The sequence below is a fragment of the Rhizobium sp. 18065 genome, from assembly GCF_902706095.1.
Lineage (GTDB): Bacteria > Pseudomonadota > Alphaproteobacteria > Rhizobiales > Rhizobiaceae > Allorhizobium.
This window is the reverse complement of the sequence record NZ_CACSJP010000006.1, coordinates 280,751-300,410: the sequence shown is the minus strand read 5'-3', so window position 1 is coordinate 300,410 and position 19,660 is coordinate 280,751. Positions and strand designations below refer to the sequence as shown.

The window sequence follows — 19,660 nt, the reverse complement described above, 5'->3', positions numbered from 1 at the left end:
CGTTTTGGCCATGGGTTTGGCGGAGCAAATTGCCGCCTCTGGGCTACGCGTGTTTCAGCGGATGGTCGCAACGATCAAAATGCCGATTGGAAGCCAATGCGTCCCTGCGCGAACGTCTAACCAAGTCCTGCAGCTATTCGTCTGCCTCAGTTCCTGACTGCGACATCTCCACCAGCTTCAGCAGATCCGTGACCAGATAGCCGTTGATGCTCATGCCCCTGACATCGCATTCGGCGATCGACAGGTTGACCAGGCTGGCGAAACGGATGGAGGCTCCATCAAGATCGACATGTCGCAGCGCCGCCGAGCGCATGTCGATATTCTCGAACGTGGCGCTTTCCATCGACGTCTTGCGGAATGTCGCATGATAGGCCCGTGCATCGCTGATCAGTACATTGTCGAGATTGACGTCGCTGAACACGGCTTCTTCCAGATTGACGTCGATGAACCGTGACCCGCTGAGATTGGCGTCTTCGAATTCCGAGGCGGGCAGGGCGGCATTGTGGATACGGATCATGAAGGCTCCCATCGCAGGCAATCGGGCATCGGATTCGTTCACTATTCGCCAATTGCGCCGTGCAGGCAAGCGAGCCTCATGTTCGCGCGCCGGGCAGGCGGACGATCGCGGAAAAGCCACGACATCGATGCTGTGGGTAACGCTCCATAGGGTGCAATTTTCACCATCTGGTAGATATTTAGGAAATAATCTAATTGTCTTAGTAGTATTATGGATGGCGAAAAAAGCCTCCGTTTGCGCAGGCTGCAGGCTGCGGGCTTGGGCTTGGGCTTGGGGCGGTGGCGACGTCGGCGAGCAGCTGGTGCCTCGGCTCAGTTGCGTTTCTCCGCTTCGCGTGGTTTTTTGAATTCGGCAGGCGAGGGCGTGGGGCGGTGCCTTCGAATCAAATTTTGACGGCGACCGGTGCTGCGGCACAGGCGGCAATACGACTCACGGCGGTGCTGAGGCGGATCTGGAGCGGGTCTCGGTCGCGACATGCTGGTCAACCATGCGTGTGCGTTTCAGCCGCCGGACCGGTGCAGGCCGGATTCGGTGGTGATTGTGGCGCGCGAAGTGGGGGGGCTTTGTCGAAAAGGCATAAAAAGCCTCTTGCCAATCGGAGTTTGCCGTCTTAAAGGGTGCGCCATGCCTCGGACAGAACGGTTATGTTCAATCCGCAGGACGGCTTAGGGGTATAGCTCAGTTGGTAGAGCGGCGGTCTCCAAAACCGCAGGTCGTCGGTTCAAGCCCGGCTGCCCCTGCCATTTTCAGCACGGCGCGCATAGCTTCGCGACGTGCTATGATTGATGGCGTAAGCCAAAAAGTTGCTGAAGGTCCGTTTCCCTCTTGTGAAAAAGGGAATCGGTCTTTATGTAGGGTTCAAACAGACACGCGGTGCGTGGGGCTGAGATATTCAGCTTTACGCGCCGTAAATGCGTGGGCATTAAATGGCATCCAAGTCTAATCCATTCGCGTTTCTGCAGCAGGTGCGCTCCGAGACGTCCAAAGTCACGTGGCCTTCGCGCCGCGAGACCGTGATTTCGACGCTCATGGTTCTGGCGATGGTCGTTTTCGCCGCGCTGTTTTTCTTCGGCGCTGACCAGCTCATTGGCTGGCTTCTCAGCCTTGTGCTGAGCCTCGGCAACTAAAACGGACGGAGACGGACATGGCGGCACGTTGGTATATCGTCCACGCATACTCGAATTTTGAAAAGAAGGTCGCTGAGGACATCGAGAACAAGGCCCGTCAGAAGGGTCTCACTCACTTGTTCGAAAAGATCCTCGTGCCGACCGAAAAGGTCGTCGAGGTTCGTCGCGGCCGCAAGGTTGATAGTGAACGCAAGTTCTTTCCTGGCTATGTCATGGTCCGGGCGAATCTGACGGACGAAGCCTATCACCTGATCAAGAATACCCCGAAGGTTACGGGTTTCCTCGGTTCCGACAACAAGCCGGTTCCGATCCCTGATTTCGAAGCCGAGCGTATCTTGGGCCAGGTCCAGGAAGGTGTCGAGCGTCCGAAGTCTTCCGTTACCTTCGAGATCGGCGAGCAGGTTCGCGTCTCCGACGGTCCCTTCGCCTCGTTCAACGGCGTTGTTCAGGATGTCGATGAAGAGCGTTCGCGCCTCAAGGTGGAAGTCTCCATCTTCGGCCGCGCGACCCCGGTCGAACTCGAATACGCTCAGGTCGAAAAGGTCTGAGTGGAGAAGGGGAGGCAACTCCCCGAACCGCGTGGGAGGATGGCAGTCTCTAAGCCGGACTGACCAGACGTACCACGCAACCGCAGCCGCCGGATAAAACCGGCACACCGGAGCCGGGAAATCGGTTCCTTATGAAAGGCAGAGAGATATGGCTAAGAAAGTTGCAGGCCAGCTCAAGCTTCAGGTCAAGGCAGGATCGGCTAACCCGTCCCCGCCAATCGGCCCGGCGCTTGGTCAGCGTGGCGTTAACATCATGGAATTCTGCAAGGCGTTCAATGCCGCCACGCAGGAAATGGAAAAGGGCATGCCGATCCCGGTCGTCATTACCTATTACCAGGACAAGTCCTTCACCTTCGTCATGAAGCAGCCGCCGGTTACCTACTGGCTGAAGAAGGAAGCAAAGATCACCTCCGGTTCGAAGACACCGGGCAAGGGTGCAAAGATCGGTACCATCACCAAGGCTCAGGTCCGTACGATCGCCGAAGGTAAGATGAAGGATCTGAACGCAGCCGACGTCGATGGCGCAATGGCAATGGTCGAGGGCTCTGCCCGCTCCATGGGCCTGGAAGTGGTGGCTTAACATGGCAAAGCTTGCAAAGCGTATTCAGAAGATCCGCGAAGGCGTAGATCCGACCAAACTCGTTGCTCTTTCCGACGCCATCTCGATGGTCAAGGAACGTGCGGTTGCCAAGTTCGACGAAACCGTCGAAATCGCAATGAACCTCGGCGTTGACCCGCGTCACGCCGACCAGATGGTTCGTGGCGTTGTCAACCTGCCGAACGGCACCGGCCGCGACGTTCGCGTTGCTGTCTTCGCACGTGGCGCCAAGGCTGATGAAGCCAAGGCTGCTGGCGCAGACATCGTCGGCGCTGAAGATCTCGTCGAAATCGTCCAGGGTGGCAAGATCGATTTCGATCGTTGCATCGCAACCCCGGACATGATGCCGCTCGTCGGTCGTCTCGGTAAGGTTCTCGGCCCGCGTGGCATGATGCCGAACCCGAAGGTCGGCACTGTGACCATGGACGTCGCTGGCGCCGTCAAGGCTTCCAAGGGCGGTGCTGTCGAGTTCCGCGTCGAGAAGGCTGGTATCATCCATGCCGGTATCGGCAAGGCTTCCTTCGACGCCAAGGCGCTCGAAGAAAACATCAAGGCCTTTGCTGACGCCGTCGTCAAGGCAAAGCCGGCTGGCGCCAAGGGTAACTACGTCAAGCGCGTAGCGATCTCCTCGACCATGGGTCCGGGCGTCAAGATCGATCCTTCGACGGTTACGGTTTAATCCATTTCGGCCGGGGCTTCGCGCCCCGGTCAATCAAGTTTCCGGCCTTTCGGGGCCGGGAATGTCTGGCGTTAAAACCAGACACTCCTGTCCGAGATTGTGGGTGGCCCTCGTGGCCTTAATATTCACCTGCATGAGACGGGGTAAGACCCGATTTTAAACGTCTGTAGACGTCTTGAAGTTCGGTTCGAGCCTTATTCGCCTTGGCATTGAAGCAAAGCTTTGATGCGAGGGGGCAGGATCCTCAAGCGTCGCTCGGGATCTGATGAGTTGGATCCCTTGAGGCAAAAGGCAAACCCGGTGAGGCCTGCAGATTGCGGTCTCATCAACTGGAGACAGACAGTGGAAAGAGCGGAAAAACGCGAATTCGTCACAGAACTGAACGAAGTCTTCAAGGCTTCCGGTTCGGTTGTTGTGGCCCACTATGCTGGTGTCACGGTTGCGCAGATGAACGACTTCCGTTCAAAAATGCGTGCTGCTGGCGGCACCGTCAAAGTCGCGAAGAACCGCCTGGCCAAGATCGCTCTTCAGGGCACGGAAGCCGAAGGGATCACCGATCTCTTCAAGGGTCAGACGCTGATTGCATTCAGCAATGATCCGATCACGGCTCCGAAGGTCGTCATGGATTTCGCCAAGACCAACGACAAGATCGTTGTTCTCGGTGGCGCCATGGGAACAACCACGCTCACCGCCGATGCAGTCAAGTCGCTTGCGACCCTGCCTTCGCTGGACGAGCTGCGTGCGAAGCTGCTGGGCATGATCCAGACACCGGCTACGCGTATCGCAGGTGTGGTACAGGCACCGGCAGCTCAGCTTGCCCGCGTGTTTGCGGCCTATGCAAAGAAGGACGAAGCCGCGTAAGGCGGTTTTTCGCTGTTCATACCCTAACTCGTTCGTTTCGAACCGAACATCTATAAGGAAATAGTAAAATGGCTGATCTCGCAAAGATCGTTGACGACCTCTCGGCTCTGACCGTTCTGGAAGCTGCTGAGCTTTCCAAGCTGCTCGAAGAAAAGTGGGGCGTTTCTGCAGCTGCTCCTGTAGCTGTTGCTGCTGCTGGCGGCGGCGCTGCTGCTGTTGTTGAAGAAGAAAAGACCGAGTTTGACGTCATCCTCACGGATGCCGGCGCAAACAAGATCAACGTCATCAAGGAAGTCCGCGCTATCACAGGTCTCGGCCTGAAGGAAGCCAAGGACCTCGTTGAAGGCGCTCCGAAGGCTGTCAAGGAAGCTGTTTCGAAGGCTGAAGCTGCTGACCTCAAGAAGAAGCTTGAAGACGCCGGCGCTAAGGTCGACGTTAAGTAATATCGGAATGCGGCGGGAGAAGGTTTCCTTCTCTCGCCGGTTTCCTCCGAACATATTACCCAGGAACCGTATGAAAACGGTTCCTGGGTAATGGGTTCTCAAGAGGATGGTCTTGACCCGCGCACCCGGCAAACCGGCCGGCCGCCCGGATCTCGAGACGAGATTGAGTGATCCATTTTTTGACGGAACCGCCTGGCCAGCGGTCACCGTCTGTTGCAGGCCCGGGTGCAAACTGACAAGGAGCGACGATGGCTCAGACCCTTACCTTTAACGGTCGCAGGCGCGTACGCAAGTTTTTCGGAAAAATTCCAGAAGTCGCAGAAATGCCGAACCTTATTGAGGTTCAGAAGGCATCTTATGACCAGTTCCTCATGGTTGACGAGCCGGAAGGTGGCCGTCCCGACGAGGGACTGAATGCCGTTTTCAGGTCCGTATTCCCGATCACCGATTTTTCCGGTGCATCGATGCTGGAATTCGTCTCCTACGAATTCGAACAGCCGAAGTTCGACGTTGACGAATGCCGCCAGCGCGACCTGACCTATGCTGCACCGCTGAAGGTCACGCTGCGCCTGATCGTGTTCGATATTGATGAGGATACGGGCGCCCGCTCGATCAAGGACATCAAGGAACAGTCGGTCTACATGGGCGACATGCCGCTCATGACCAACAACGGCACGTTCATCGTCAACGGCACCGAGCGCGTTATCGTCTCGCAGATGCACCGTTCGCCGGGCGTGTTCTTCGACCATGACAAGGGCAAGAGCCACTCGTCCGGCAAGCTGCTGTTTGCCGCCCGCGTCATCCCGTATCGCGGTTCCTGGCTCGACATCGAGTTCGACGCCAAGGACATCGTCCACGCTCGTATCGACCGTCGCCGCAAGATCCCTGTGACCTCGCTGCTGATGGCGCTCGGCATGGACGGCGAAGAAATCCTGTCGACCTTCTACACCAAGTCGAACTATGTTCGCGACGGCAAGGGCTGGCGCATTCCGTTCACCCCGGAAACGCTGAAGGGCGCCAAGACCATCACCGACATGATCGACGCCGACACCGGTGAAGTCGTGGTCGAAGGTGGCAAGAAGCTCACCCCGCGTCTTCTCCGTCAGCTGACCGACAAGGGCCTCAAGGCTCTGCGCGCGGCCGACGAAGACCTGTACGGCAACTTCCTCGCAGAAGACCTGGTCAATATGGCGACCGGCGAAATCTACATGGAAGCCGGTGCGGAAATCGACGAGAAGACCCTGCCGCAGATCCTCGAAACCGGTTTCGACGAAATCCCGGTTCTGGGCATCGACCACATCAACGTGGGCGCCTACATCCGCAACACGCTGGCCGCAGACAAGAACGAGAACCGTCAGGACGCTCTGTTCGATATCTACCGCGTCATGCGTCCGGGCGAGCCGCCGACGATGGATTCGGCCGAAGCCATGTTCAACTCGCTGTTCTTCGACAGCGAGCGTTATGACCTGTCCGCCGTTGGCCGCGTCAAGATGAACATGCGCCTCGACCTCGACGTCGAAGACACCGTTCGTGTCCTGCGCAAGGACGACATCCTGGCCGTGGTCAAGATGCTGGTCGAACTGCGCGACGGCAAGGGCGAAATCGACGACATCGACAACCTCGGCAACCGCCGCGTTCGCTCGGTCGGTGAATTGATGGAGAACCAGTATCGTCTGGGTCTGCTGCGCATGGAGCGCGCCATCAAGGAACGCATGTCGTCGATCGAGATCGACACCGTCATGCCGCAGGACCTGATCAACGCCAAGCCGGCAGCAGCTGCCGTCCGCGAATTCTTCGGCTCTTCGCAGCTGTCGCAGTTCATGGACCAGGTGAACCCGCTTTCGGAAATCACCCACAAGCGCCGTCTTTCGGCTCTTGGACCGGGTGGTCTGACCCGCGAGCGCGCCGGCTTCGAAGTCCGCGACGTTCACCCGACCCACTACGGCCGTATTTGCCCGATTGAAACGCCGGAAGGCCCGAACATCGGTCTGATCAACTCGCTTGCCACCTTTGCCCGCGTCAACAAGTACGGCTTCATCGAAAGCCCGTACCGCAAGATCATCGACGGCAAGGTGACCAAGGACGTGGTCTACCTGTCGGCAATGGAAGAAGCGAAGTACTACGTCGCCCAGGCCAATTCCGAGCTGACCGCCGACGGCGTGTTCGTCGAAGAGTTCGTCGTTTGCCGTCACTCTGGCGAAGTTATGCTGTCGCCGCGCGACACCATCAACCTGATGGACGTTTCGCCGAAGCAGCTCGTGTCTGTTGCGGCAGCGCTCATCCCGTTCCTGGAAAACGACGACGCCAACCGCGCCCTCATGGGCTCGAACATGCAGCGTCAGGCCGTGCCGCTCCTGCGTGCCGAAGCCCCGTTCGTCGGTACCGGCATGGAGCCGATCGTGGCCCGTGACTCCGGCGCCGCCATCGGTGCCCGTCGCGGCGGCGTGGTCGACCAGGTCGATGCGACGCGTATCGTTATCCGCGCCACCGAAGACCTCGACCCGTCGAAGTCCGGCGTTGATATCTATCGCCTGCAGAAGTTCCAGCGTTCCAACCAGAACACCTGCGTCAACCAGCGTCCGCTGGTCACCGTCGGTGACATCCTGAACAAGGGCGACATCATCGCGGACGGTCCGTCGACCGACCTCGGCGATCTGGCTCTCGGCCGCAACGCGCTCGTCGCATTCATGCCGTGGAACGGCTACAACTATGAGGACTCGATCCTCATGTCGGAGCGCATCGTCTCGGAAGATGTCTTCACCTCGATCCATATCGAGGAATTCGAAGTCATGGCCCGTGACACCAAGCTCGGTCCGGAAGAAATCACCCGCGACATTCCGAACGTTTCGGAAGAAGCGCTGCGTAACCTCGACGAAGCCGGTATCGTTTACATCGGTGCCGAGGTTCAGCCGGGTGACATCCTGGTCGGCAAGATCACCCCGAAGGGCGAAAGCCCGATGACGCCGGAAGAAAAGCTTCTGCGCGCCATCTTCGGTGAAAAGGCGTCCGACGTTCGCGACACCTCCATGCGTATGCCTCCGGGCACGTTCGGCACCGTCGTCGAAGTTCGCGTCTTCAATCGCCACGGCGTTGAGAAGGACGAACGTGCGATGGCGATCGAGCGCGAGGAAATCGAACGCCTCGCCAAGGACCGTGACGACGAACAGGCGATCCTCGACCGTAACGTCTACGGGCGTCTGCTCGACATGCTGCGTGGCCACGTCTCGATTGCCGGTCCGAAGGGTTACAAGAAGGGCGGCGAACTGTCGAACTCCGTCATCTCCGAATATCCCCGCTCGCAGTGGTGGATGTTCGCCGTCGAGGACGAGAAGGCCCAGGCCGAACTCGAAGCCCTTCGCGGTCAGTATGACGAATCCAAGTCGCGCCTCGAACAGCGCTTCATGGACAAGGTCGAGAAGGTCCAGCGCGGCGACGAAATGCCTCCGGGCGTCATGAAGATGGTCAAGGTCTTTGTCGCTGTGAAGCGCAAGATCCAGCCAGGCGACAAGATGGCCGGCCGTCACGGCAACAAGGGTGTTGTCTCGCGTATCGTGCCTGTCGAAGACATGCCGTTCCTCGAAGACGGCACGCATGTGGACATCGTCTTGAACCCGCTCGGCGTGCCTTCGCGCATGAACGTCGGTCAGATCCTCGAAACCCACCTTGCCTGGGCTTGCGCCGGCATGGGCAAGAAGATCGGCCAGATGCTTGAGGACTATCGCAAGCATCTCGACATCACCGACCTGCGCAACGAGCTGACTGGGATCTATGCCTCGGAACAGCACAACGAGGTCTCGTCCTTTGACGATGAATCGCTGGTTCGTCTTGCCGAAGAAGCCAAGCGCGGTGTCTCCATCGCGACCCCGGTCTTCGACGGTGCGCATGAAAGTGACGTGTCCGAGATGCTGACGAAAGCGGGTCTCAACCCGTCGGGTCAGTCTGTTCTGTATGATGGCCGTACCGGTGAAGCTTTCGACCGTCAGGTGACCGTTGGCTACATGTACATGATCAAGCTGAACCACTTGGTCGATGACAAGATCCACGCCCGTTCGATCGGTCCTTACTCGCTCGTCACCCAGCAGCCGCTCGGTGGTAAGGCGCAGTTCGGCGGTCAGCGCTTCGGGGAAATGGAAGTCTGGGCGCTGGAAGCCTACGGCGCCGCCTACACCCTGCAGGAAATGCTGACGGTGAAGTCGGACGACGTGGCCGGCCGTACCAAGGTCTACGAGGCGATCGTCCGTGGCGACGATACCTTCGAAGCGGGCATTCCCGAGAGCTTCAACGTTCTCGTCAAGGAAATGCGCTCGCTGGGCCTCAGCGTCGAACTGGAGAATTCCAAGCTCGACGAAGCGACCGGCGGTCAGCTGCCCGACGCGGCAGAGTAAAAGTTGACAAGGGCGTGCGGGAATTTCTCGCACGCCATTCCCTCCCTGGCCGGGTCCGGACAGGGTGGGAAGTTTTGCCGCATTTCGCGGTTATTGTCATTTAAGGGTTCGGTCCAGCATCCCGGGAATTTGCTGAAACCGATACCCAATTGAGGGCTCTTTTGCCCCATGAAGGAGACAGGCATGAACCAAGAGGTCATGAACCTTTTCAACCCGTCGGTACCGGCGCAGCACTTCGATTCCATCCGGATTTCGATTGCCAGCCCGGAAAAGATTCTTTCGTGGTCCTACGGCGAGATCAAGAAGCCGGAAACCATCAACTATCGTACGTTCAAGCCTGAACGCGACGGTCTTTTCTGCGCGCGTATCTTCGGACCGATCAAGGACTACGAATGCTTGTGCGGCAAGTACAAGCGTATGAAGTACAAGGGCATCATCTGCGAAAAGTGCGGCGTCGAAGTGACGTTGTCGCGCGTTCGCCGTGAGCGCATGGGCCATATCGAGCTCGCTGCACCGGTTGCCCATATCTGGTTCCTGAAATCGCTTCCGTCGCGTATCTCGACCCTTCTCGACATGACGTTGAAGGATGTGGAGCGCGTTCTCTACTTCGAAAACTACATCGTCACTGAGCCGGGCCTGACCTCGCTCAAGGAAAACCAGCTTCTTTCCGAAGAAGAATACATGATCGCTGTCGACGAGTTCGGCGAGGACCAGTTCACCGCCATGATCGGCGCTGAAGCCATCTACGAGATGCTGGCCTCGATGAACCTCGAGAAGATCGCTGGCGACCTGCGTGCTGATCTGGCTGAGACCACCTCGGATCTCAAGCAGAAGAAGCTGATGAAGCGCCTGAAGATCGTCGAGAACTTCATGGAATCCGGCAACCGCCCGGAATGGATGATCATGAAGGTCGTTCCGGTCATCCCGCCGGACCTGCGCCCGCTCGTTCCTCTGGACGGTGGCCGTTTCGCGACCTCCGACCTGAACGATCTCTATCGCCGCGTCATCAACCGTAACAACCGTCTGAAGCGCCTGATCGAACTGCGCGCGCCGGGCATCATCATCCGCAACGAAAAGCGCATGCTGCAAGAATCTGTGGACGCACTGTTCGACAACGGTCGTCGTGGCCGCGTCATCACCGGTGCCAACAAGCGTCCGCTGAAGTCGCTGTCCGATATGCTCAAGGGCAAGCAGGGCCGCTTCCGCCAGAACCTTCTCGGCAAGCGCGTTGACTATTCCGGCCGTTCGGTCATCGTGACCGGTCCGGAACTGAAGCTGCACCAGTGCGGCTTGCCGAAGAAGATGGCGCTCGAGCTGTTCAAGCCGTTCATCTATGCCCGCCTCGACGCCAAGGGTTACTCCTCGACCGTCAAGCAGGCCAAGAAGCTGGTTGAAAAGGAAAAGCCGGAAGTTTGGGATATCCTCGACGAGGTCATCCGCGAGCATCCGGTTCTGCTGAACCGTGCGCCGACGCTCCACCGCCTGGGCATCCAGGCCTTCGAACCCACGCTGGTCGAAGGCAAGGCCATCCAGTTGCATCCGCTCGTCTGCACGGCCTTCAACGCCGACTTCGACGGCGACCAGATGGCCGTTCACGTGCCGCTGTCGCTTGAAGCCCAGCTTGAAGCCCGCGTTCTGATGATGTCGACGAACAACATCCTGCACCCGGCCAACGGTGCACCGATCATCGTTCCGTCGCAGGACATGGTTCTGGGTCTCTACTACCTGTCGATCATGAACCAGAACGAGCCGGGCGAAGGCATGGCCTTCTCCGACATCGGGGAACTGCATCACGCGCTTGAAAACAAGATCGTGACACTGCACTCGAAGATCCGTGGCCGCTTCAAGACCGTTGACGAAGAAGGCAAGCCCGTTTCGAAGATTTTCGAAACGACGCCTGGCCGTATGCTCATCGGCGAACTTCTGCCGAAGAACTTCAAGGTGCCTTTCGACACCTGCAACCAGGAAATGACCAAGAAGAACATCTCCAAGATGATCGACACGGTCTATCGTCACTGCGGTCAGAAAGACACGGTCATCTTCTGCGACCGGATCATGCAGCTCGGCTTCAGCCATGCGTGCAAGGCCGGCATCTCGTTCGGCAAGGACGACATGGTCATTCCGGAAACCAAGGCCAAGATCGTCGGCGATACCGAAAATCTGGTCAAGGAATACGAGCAGCAGTACAATGACGGCCTGATCACCCAGGGCGAAAAGTACAACAAGGTCGTTGACGCTTGGGGCAAGGCAACCGAAAAGGTCGCCGAGGACATGATGGCCCGCATTAAGGCTGTCGAGTTCGATCCGGAAACGGGTCGCCAGAAGCAGATGAACGCCATCTACATGATGTCACACTCGGGTGCGCGTGGTTCTCCGAACCAGATGCGTCAGCTGGGCGGCATGCGCGGCCTGATGGCCAAGCCGTCGGGTGAAATCATCGAGACGCCGATCATCTCGAACTTCAAGGAAGGTTTGACCGTTAACGAGTACTTCAACTCGACCCACGGTGCCCGTAAGGGTCTCGCAGACACCGCTCTGAAGACCGCGAACTCCGGTTACCTGACCCGTCGTCTCGTTGACGTCGCGCAGGATTGCATCGTCAACCTCGTGGATTGCGGCACCGACAAGGGCCTCACCATGACGGCGATCATCGATGCCGGTCAGGTCGTGGCCTCCATCGGCGTCCGCGTTCTCGGACGTACGGCACTGGACGACATCGATCATCCGTTGACGGGTGAGCGTATCGTCGATGCCGGCAAGATGATCCTTGAGCCCGATGTCATCGAGATCGAAAAGGCTGGCATTCAGTCGATCCGTATCCGTTCGGCCCTGACCTGCGAAGTTCAGACCGGCGTTTGCTCGATCTGCTACGGCCGAGATCTGGCCCGCGGTACGCCTGTCAACATGGGCGAAGCCGTTGGTGTTATCGCGGCGCAGTCGATCGGTGAACCGGGTACCCAGCTCACGATGCGTACGTTCCACCTTGGTGGCACGGCAACCGTGGTCGACCAGTCGTTCCTCGAAGCCTCGTACGAAGGCACCGTTCAGATCAAGAACCGCAACATGCTGCGCAATTCCGATGGCAATCTGATTGCCATGGGTCGTAGCCTGGCTGTGACCATTCTTGACGAACGTGGCGTCGAGCGCTCCTCGCAGCGCGTCGCTTACGGTTCGAAGGTCTTCGTTGATGACGGCGACAAGGTGAAGCGCGGCCAGCGTCTGGCCGAGTGGGATCCGTACACACGCCCGATGATGACGGAAGTCGAAGGTATCGTGCATTTCGAGGACGTCGTCGACGGTCTCTCGGTTCTCGAAGCCACCGACGAATCCACCGGCATCACCAAGCGTCAGGTTATCGACTGGCGTTCGACCCCGCGCGGTGCGGATCTGAAGCCGGCCATCGTCATCAAGGACGCTGCAGGCAATGTCCTGAAGATGTCGCGTGGCAGCGATGCTCGCTTCTTCCTCTCGGTGGACGCGATCCTGTCGGTTGAACCTGGTACGAAGGTCTCCCAGGGTGACGTGCTTGCACGTTCGCCGCTGGAAAGCGCCAAGACCAAGGACATCACCGGTGGTCTGCCGCGTGTTGCGGAACTGTTCGAAGCTCGTCGTCCGAAGGATCACGCTATCATCGCTGAGATCGATGGTACGATCCGCCTCGGCCGCGACTACAAGAACAAGCGTCGCGTCATCATCGAGCCGGCGGAAGACGGTGTCGAACCGGTCGAGTACCTGATCCCGAAGGGCAAGCCCTTCCACCTTCAGGACGGCGACTATATCGAAAAGGGTGATTACATCCTCGACGGTAACCCGGCACCGCACGACATCCTGGCGATCAAGGGCGTCGAAGCACTCGCTTCGTACCTGGTCAACGAAATCCAGGAAGTCTACCGTCTGCAGGGCGTTGTCATCAACGACAAGCACATCGAGGTGATTGTTCGCCAGATGCTGCAGAAGGTTGAAATCACCGATGCTGGCGATAGCCATTACATCGTTGGCGACAATGTCGACCGGATCGAAATGGACGACAACAACGACCGCCTGATCGAAGAAGGCAAGAAGCCGTCCTACGGCGATCCTGTTCTTCTCGGTATCACCAAGGCATCGCTGCAGACACCGTCGTTCATCTCGGCCGCATCCTTCCAGGAAACCACAAAGGTTCTCACGGAAGCTGCGATCGCCGGCAAGACCGACACGCTGCAGGGTCTCAAGGAGAACGTCATCGTCGGCCGTCTCATCCCGGCTGGTACCGGTGGCACCATGACGCAGATCCGCCGCATTGCCACTTCGCGCGATGAACTCATCATCGAGGAACGCAAGAAGGGCACCGGCGCGGACGTTGCAACACCGATGCTGCAGAACCTCGCAGGCGAAGCGGCACCTGCTGCCGAATAAGCCGCAATCGGCCGGTGCGACTACGTCGCATCTGCCAGTTTGACAGATGATAGGCGCCCGGGTCTCCCGGGCGCCTTTTTCCGTTCAGGTGGTCGGCACTGGCGCTGACGGCGCTGTTTCCACCCCGGCAAGGTGTAAAACCTGCAGCAGGCGCTCGCAGTCATGGGCGCACAGCAAACAACGCGTTCTGCGCGCTCGCCAATGCAAAAAGGCCACCCGGAAACATCCGGGTGGCCTTGTCGATGTCTGCAAACTGCGGCTCGGTCAGTTGAAGCGGATGATCGCCACTTCGCCTTCGAGCGCGCCCTGGTAGGCGGATGCATGCGGCTCTTCATCCGGTTCGCCGGTGATCATGCCGATCTGGTCGAGGTCGGCTTCGAGGAAACCTTCCTCCGACAGGGCATTGAGTGCCAGCCGCACGGCTGAATCGTCGTCCGGCGCCGTCAACAGCACATGCAGATCGATCGGCTCGCCGCCTTCGGTTTCGTATGCCTTTGCGATGATGATGAACACCATCGGCTCGTCGCGATTGTTGTCGTTGTCGGGACTGGTGATCATGGCGTCTGGTCTTCTTGTTCGAGTGTCACGATTCTCTGTGGATCGAATCGTCCAGGGGCAGGGTAGGGTGAATTGACCTTGCCCAACTCCTTATCTAGAAGTTTCCCGGATCAAGCCAAGCCAATTCGACAGGCGCCGCCGTTTTTCCCATGCGGATAACCGCCAAAGGCCTGCTCTACAGGCCTTCCGGCCATTAATTTTCGATAGAGACTTGACGCAAGAGGGGGAAAACAGTATTCCCCCGGCCATCAGAGCCCATGTGAGGCCGGGTTTTTTGGGACGCCGCGTCCTGAAGTTCGCCTCAAACAAGGTTCTTTACGCACGTTGACGACACGAATGCTGCACGCATGACGCATTTTTCGGAATGCGTCCTCTGTCTTTTGTGGTCCATCCGCTTGAAACGGATCGGGCCACATTTTGCGCATGAAGAAAATGTGCGGCCGCCGCCGGAAACGGCAAAACCGTGGGCTCGCAAGGGCTTGAGAGACTAAATTTGCAAGGGATGGTTATATGCCTACCGTAAACCAGCTGATCCGCAAGCCGCGTCAGGCACAGGTAAAGCGCAACAAGGTACCTGCTCTGCAGGAAAACCCACAGAAGCGCGGCGTTTGCACCCGCGTTTATACGACGACCCCGAAGAAGCCGAACTCGGCTCTGCGTAAGGTCGCCAAGATCCGTCTGACCAATGGCTTCGAAGTCATCGGCTACATTCCGGGTGAAGGTCACAACCTGCAGGAACACTCTGTCGTCATGATCCGTGGCGGCCGCGTAAAGGACTTGCCGGGCGTTCGTTACCACATCATCCGCGGCGTTCTCGATACCCAGGGTGTCAAGAACCGTAAGCAGCGCCGTTCCAAGTACGGTGCCAAGCGTCCGAAGTAATTCGGCCTTATAGATTTAACGGCGCTGCGCGAGGTTCTCCGCGTGGTAAAGCGTCCTAACCGTTGAGAGACAAACTAGTATGTCCCGTCGCCATAGTGCAGAAAAGCGCGAAATCAATCCGGACCCGAAGTTCGGCGATCTCGTCGTCACCAAGTTCATGAACGCCATCATGCTTCACGGCAAGAAGTCGGTCGCTGAAAACATCGTTTACGGTGCTTTCGATGTGGTCCAGGCTAAGGCCAAGGCAGAGCCGATCGCAATCTTCCATCAGGCGCTCGACAACGTCGCGCCGCATGTTGAAGTGCGTTCGCGCCGCGTTGGTGGTGCAACTTACCAGGTTCCCGTTGACGTTCGTCCGGAGCGCCGTCAGGCCCTCGCCATCCGTTGGCTGATCGCTGCCGCTCGCAAGCGCAACGAGACCACCATGATCGACCGCCTGTCGGGCGAACTGATGGACGCGTCCAACAACCGTGGCTCCGCTGTCAAGAAGCGCGAAGACACGCACAAGATGGCCGACGCAAACCGCGCCTTCTCGCATTACCGTTGGTAATCTGAACCGATCGAATATTGAAAGGCAGTCCATTATGGCTCGCGAATATAAAATCGAAGACTACCGCAACTTCGGTATCATGGCGCATATCGACGCCGGCAAGACCACGACCACCGAACGCATCCTCTACTACACCGGTAAGTCTCACAAGATCGGCGAAGTCCATGACGGCGCTGCTACGATGGACTGGATGGAGCAGGAGCAGGAACGTGGTATCACCATCACGTCCGCTGCCACCACGACCTACTGGAAGGGTCGCGACGGCACGATGCGCCGCTTCAACATCATCGACACCCCCGGCCACGTTGACTTCACCATTGAAGTCGAACGTTCGTTGCGCGTGCTCGACGGTGCGATTGCTCTTCTCGATGCCAACGCCGGTGTAGAGCCGCAGACGGAAACCGTCTGGCGCCAGGCTGAGAAGTACAACGTCCCGCGGATGATCTTCTGCAACAAGATGGACAAGACCGGTGCTGACTTCTACCGCTCGGTAGAGATGATCAAGACCCGTCTCGGCGCCATCGCTGTCGTCATGCAGCTGCCGATCGGTGCAGAATCCGAATTCAAGGGCGTCGTTGACCTGATCGAGATGAACGCGCTCGTATGGCGCGATGAATCCTTGGGTGCGGCTTGGGATGTCGTTGAAATCCCGGACGACCTGAAGGAAAAGGCCGTCGAATATCGCGAAAAGATGATCGAACAGATCGTTGAAGTCGACGAACAGGCGATGGAAGACTACCTGAACGGCATCATGCCGGACAACGAAAAGATCCGCGCACTCGTTCGCCGCGGCACCATCGACGTCAAGTTCCATCCGATGTTCTGCGGCACAGCGTTCAAGAACAAGGGCGTACAGCCGTTGCTCGACGCCGTTGTCGAATACCTGCCGTCGCCGCTGGACATCCCGGCGATCAAGGGCATCGACTTCAAGACCGAAGCTGAAATCGAGCGTCATGCCGATGACAGCGAGCCGCTTGCTATGCTCGCGTTCAAGATCATGAACGACCCCTTCGTCGGTTCGCTGACCTTTGCACGTATCTATTCGGGCAAGCTCGAAAAGGGCGTCTCGGTTATGAACACGGTCAAGGACAAGCGCGAGCGTGTCGGCCGTATGCTGCAGATGCATTCCAACAGCCGTGAAGACATCGAAGAAGCCTTCTCGGGCGACATCGTTGCTCTGGCTGGCCTCAAGGAAACCACGACTGGCGATACGCTCTGCGATCCGCTGAAGCCGGTTATCCTCGAGCGCATGGAATTCCCGGAACCGGTCATCCAGATCGCGATCGAGCCGAAGTCCAAGGGCGACCAGGAAAAGATGGGCCTCGCGCTCAACCGCCTGGCAGCTGAAGACCCGTCGTTCCGCGTCAAGACCGACCAGGAATCCGGCCAGACGATCATCGCAGGCATGGGCGAACTTCACCTCGACATTCTCGTTGACCGTATGCGTCGCGAGTTCAAGGTTGAAGCCAACGTCGGTGCTCCGCAGGTTGCCTACCGCGAAACCATCACGCGGAACCACGAAGAAGACTACACGCACAAGAAGCAGTCCGGTGGTACCGGTCAGTTCGCGCGCGTCAAGATCGTCTTCGAACCGAATCCGGAAGGTGACGAGTTCAAGTTCGAATCCAAGATCGTCGGTGGTGCTGTTCCGAAGGAATACATCCCGGGCGTTCAGAAGGGTATCGAAAGCGTTCTGTCTTCGGGTCCGCTTGCTGGCTTCCCGATGCTCGGTGTCAAGGCAACCCTGATCGACGGCGCTTACCACGACGTTGACTCCTCGGTTCTCGCCTTCGAAATCGCCTCGCGTGCTTGCTTCCGTGAAGCAGCCAAGAAGGCTGGCGCACAGCTGCTCGAGCCGATGATGAAGGTCGAAGTTGTCACGCCGGAAGATTACGTCGGTGACGTCATCGGCGACCTGAACTCCCGTCGTGGCCAGATCCAGGGCCAGGAACAGCGCGGCATCGCGATCGTGATCAACGCTCACGTTCCGCTCGCCAACATGTTCAAGTACGTCGACAACCTGCGCTCCATGTCGCAGGGCCGCGCCCAGTACTCGATGGTGTTCGACCACTATTCGCCGGTCCCGAGCAACGTTGCTGCAGAAATCCAGGCAAAGTATTCCGGTCAGAAGTGACCGGAACACACCAAAGCCTTTAAGAAATAAACAGAATTCCCCTTAACGGGATCAAGAATGGAGAGCCGAAAATGGCAAAGAGTAAGTTTGAACGCAACAAGCCGCACGTTAACATCGGCACGATCGGCCACGTTGACCACGGCAAGACGTCTCTGACGGCTGCGATCACCAAGTATTTCGGTGAATACAAGGCCTACGATCAGATCGACGCCGCTCCGGAAGAAAAGGCCCGTGGCATCACCATCTCGACGGCACACGTCGAGTATGAGACGCCGGCTCGCCACTACGCCCACGTTGACTGCCCCGGCCACGCCGACTACGTCAAGAACATGATCACCGGTGCAGCGCAGATGGACGGCGCGATCCTGGTTTGCTCGGCTGCCGACGGCCCGATGCCGCAGACCCGCGAGCACATCCTGCTCGCCCGTCAGGTTGGCGTTCCGGCGATCGTTGTGTTCCTCAACAAGGTTGACCAGGTCGACGACGAAGAACTGCTGGAACTGGTCGAACTGGAAGTGCGCGAACTTCTGTCGTCCTACGACTTCCCGGGCGACGACATTCCGTTCGTCAAGGGTTCGGCTCTGGCTGCTCTGAACGACAGCAACAAGACGATCGGCGAAGACGCCGTGCGCGCGCTGATGGCCGCTGTTGACGCCTACATCCCGACGCCCGAGCGTACGATCGACCTGCCGTTCCTGATGCCGATCGAAGACGTGTCCTCGATCCCGGGGCGTGGTACGGTTGTGACCGGCCGCGTCGAGCGTGGCATCGTCAAGGTTGGTGAAGAAGTCGAGTTCGTCGGCATCCGCGCCACGAAGAAGACGACGGTTACCGGCGTTGAAATGTTCCGCAAGCTGCTCGATCAGGGCCAGGCTGGCGACAACATCGGTGCCCTGGTTCGTGGTATCCAGCGCGACGACGTCGAGCGTGGCCAGATCCTGTGCAAGCCGGGTTCGGTCAAGCCGCACAAGAAGTTCATGGCAGAAGCCTACATCCTGACGAAGGAAGAAGGCGGCCGCCATACGCCGTTCTTCACCAACTACCGTCCGCAGTTCTACTTCCGCACCACCGACGTGACCGGCATCGTGTCGCTTCCGGAAGGCACGGAAATGGTTATGCCGGGCGACAACGTCACGGTTCAGGTTGAACTGATCGTTCCGATCGCGATGGAAGAAAAGCTGCGCTTCGCGATCCGCGAAGGCGGCCGCACCGTCGGCGCCGGCATCGTTGCCTCGATCATCGAGTAATCGATTGACGAATAGTCGGCGACGGTGTATGTCGCCGACCACAATCAGAATCGTACGGTGATTGCATCGTGCGATTCTAGCGCTGTATTCACGAAACTCGGAAACGGGTTTTGGGCGGCAGGGCACCTCAGACAATAAGTGACAGGGACACCCTCACGGTGTCCCTGTGATTTTTGAAAATTAGGGGCCGGCCGTAATTGGTAATTCACTGTCTCTGCGCATGCGGGACGCAAGTAAAAACAAGGACAAGTCGAATGAACGGCCAGAATATCCGCATCCGCCTTAAAGCGTTTGATCACCGGGTTCTCGATGCCTCTACGCGCGAAATCGTGCAGACGGCAAAGCGCACAGGTGCAAGCGTCCGCGGTCCGGTACCGCTCCCGACCCGAATTGAAAAATTCACTGTTAACCGTTCGCCGCACGTCGACAAGAAGAGCCGCGAACAGTTTGAGATGCGCACTCACAAGCGCCTGCTTGATATCGTTGATCCTACCCCGCAGACAGTTGACGCTTTGATGAAGCTCGACCTGGCTGCTGGCGTCGACGTTGAGATCAAGCTCTAAGATGAAATTCCGGCGAGAGCCGAAATAACAAGGAAGGTACGTGGCAAGACCTGCCAACGACTTCTCGAAACGGGAAACCCGATGGCTCGGAAGGGCTTGAGTGGAATCCTTAAACAAAGAGGCGGGCGAGGGATCTCACAAAGGATCCTGAAGCGACTCTCAAGAGGAATGAA

At 58.2% G+C, this 19,660-nt stretch carries 15 protein-coding genes and 1 tRNA gene; 14 read left to right on the top strand and 2 right to left on the bottom strand.

Features of this window, described 5'->3' with window-relative positions; translation table 11 throughout:
- Window positions 1-133: 133 nt before the first annotated feature.
- A complete protein-coding gene (locus GVK95_RS16500; protein WP_159951521.1) occupies window positions 134-517 on the bottom strand; it encodes a pentapeptide repeat-containing protein in 384 nt (127 codons plus the stop codon).
- A 667-nt stretch (window positions 518-1,184) separates the two neighbouring features.
- Between GVK95_RS16500 and GVK95_RS16495 the strand changes: the two genes are divergently transcribed.
- The 9 genes from GVK95_RS16495 (at window position 1,185) to rpoC (ending at window position 13,553) form a co-directional block, all read left to right on the top strand.
- A tRNA-Trp gene (locus GVK95_RS16495) sits at window positions 1,185-1,260 on the top strand.
- 183 nt (window positions 1,261-1,443) lie between these two features.
- On the top strand, window positions 1,444-1,644 hold the full coding sequence (gene secE / locus GVK95_RS16490; protein ID WP_007608742.1) for a preprotein translocase subunit SecE: 201 nt from the start codon (window positions 1,444-1,446) through the stop codon (window positions 1,642-1,644).
- A 17-nt stretch (window positions 1,645-1,661) separates the two neighbouring features.
- Window positions 1,662-2,192 carry a transcription termination/antitermination protein NusG gene (nusG, locus tag GVK95_RS16485; protein ID WP_007608736.1) on the top strand — a complete coding sequence of 177 codons (531 nt, stop codon included), beginning with the start codon at window positions 1,662-1,664 and terminating at the stop codon, window positions 2,190-2,192.
- A gap of 148 nt (window positions 2,193-2,340) precedes the next feature.
- On the top strand, window positions 2,341-2,772 hold the full coding sequence (gene rplK / locus GVK95_RS16480) for a 50S ribosomal protein L11 (RefSeq protein ID WP_159951519.1): 432 nt from the start codon (window positions 2,341-2,343) through the stop codon (window positions 2,770-2,772).
- A gap of 1 nt (window position 2,773) precedes the next feature.
- The gene (gene rplA, locus GVK95_RS16475) at window positions 2,774-3,469 is read left to right on the top strand and encodes a 50S ribosomal protein L1 (RefSeq protein ID WP_159951517.1); all 696 of its coding nucleotides are present in this window, start codon (window positions 2,774-2,776) and stop codon (window positions 3,467-3,469) included.
- Window positions 3,470-3,811: 342 nt separating this feature from the next.
- The gene (gene rplJ, locus GVK95_RS16470; RefSeq protein ID WP_054160245.1) at window positions 3,812-4,330 is read left to right on the top strand and encodes a 50S ribosomal protein L10; all 519 of its coding nucleotides are present in this window, start codon (window positions 3,812-3,814) and stop codon (window positions 4,328-4,330) included.
- A gap of 68 nt (window positions 4,331-4,398) precedes the next feature.
- Complete coding sequence (rplL, locus tag GVK95_RS16465) at window positions 4,399-4,773, top strand: 50S ribosomal protein L7/L12 (RefSeq protein ID WP_113144301.1); 375 nt, start codon at window positions 4,399-4,401, stop codon at window positions 4,771-4,773.
- Window positions 4,774-5,021: 248 nt separating this feature from the next.
- On the top strand, window positions 5,022-9,158 hold the full coding sequence (rpoB, locus tag GVK95_RS16460; RefSeq protein ID WP_159951515.1) for a DNA-directed RNA polymerase subunit beta: 4,137 nt from the start codon (window positions 5,022-5,024) through the stop codon (window positions 9,156-9,158).
- A gap of 183 nt (window positions 9,159-9,341) precedes the next feature.
- Window positions 9,342-13,553 carry a DNA-directed RNA polymerase subunit beta' gene (gene rpoC / locus GVK95_RS16455; RefSeq protein WP_007608726.1) on the top strand — a complete coding sequence of 1,404 codons (4,212 nt, stop codon included), beginning with the start codon at window positions 9,342-9,344 and terminating at the stop codon, window positions 13,551-13,553.
- Between the two features lie 264 nt (window positions 13,554-13,817).
- On the opposite strand, the gene GVK95_RS16450 is transcribed toward rpoC, so the two are convergent.
- Entirely contained in the window at window positions 13,818-14,111 is a 294-nt protein-coding gene (locus GVK95_RS16450) for a transcriptional regulator (protein ID WP_159951513.1), read from the bottom strand.
- A gap of 510 nt (window positions 14,112-14,621) precedes the next feature.
- On the opposite strand from GVK95_RS16450, the gene rpsL reads away from it, so the two are divergent.
- The 5 genes from rpsL (at window position 14,622) to rpsJ (ending at window position 19,487) form a co-directional block, all read left to right on the top strand.
- Entirely contained in the window at window positions 14,622-14,993 is a 372-nt protein-coding gene (rpsL, locus tag GVK95_RS16445) for a 30S ribosomal protein S12 (RefSeq protein ID WP_003507760.1), read from the top strand.
- A gap of 79 nt (window positions 14,994-15,072) precedes the next feature.
- Window positions 15,073-15,543 carry a 30S ribosomal protein S7 gene (gene rpsG, locus GVK95_RS16440; protein ID WP_007608708.1) on the top strand — a complete coding sequence of 157 codons (471 nt, stop codon included), beginning with the start codon at window positions 15,073-15,075 and terminating at the stop codon, window positions 15,541-15,543.
- Window positions 15,544-15,577: 34 nt separating this feature from the next.
- Complete coding sequence (gene fusA, locus GVK95_RS16435; RefSeq protein ID WP_159951511.1) at window positions 15,578-17,677, top strand: elongation factor G; 2,100 nt, start codon at window positions 15,578-15,580, stop codon at window positions 17,675-17,677.
- Between the two features lie 71 nt (window positions 17,678-17,748).
- On the top strand, window positions 17,749-18,924 hold the full coding sequence (tuf, locus tag GVK95_RS16430; RefSeq protein WP_159951509.1) for an elongation factor Tu: 1,176 nt from the start codon (window positions 17,749-17,751) through the stop codon (window positions 18,922-18,924).
- A gap of 254 nt (window positions 18,925-19,178) precedes the next feature.
- Window positions 19,179-19,487 (top strand): 30S ribosomal protein S10, encoded by a 309-nt coding sequence (gene rpsJ, locus GVK95_RS16425; RefSeq protein WP_009109911.1) that lies wholly within the window; start codon window positions 19,179-19,181, stop codon window positions 19,485-19,487.
- Window positions 19,488-19,660: the final 173 nt, after the last annotated feature.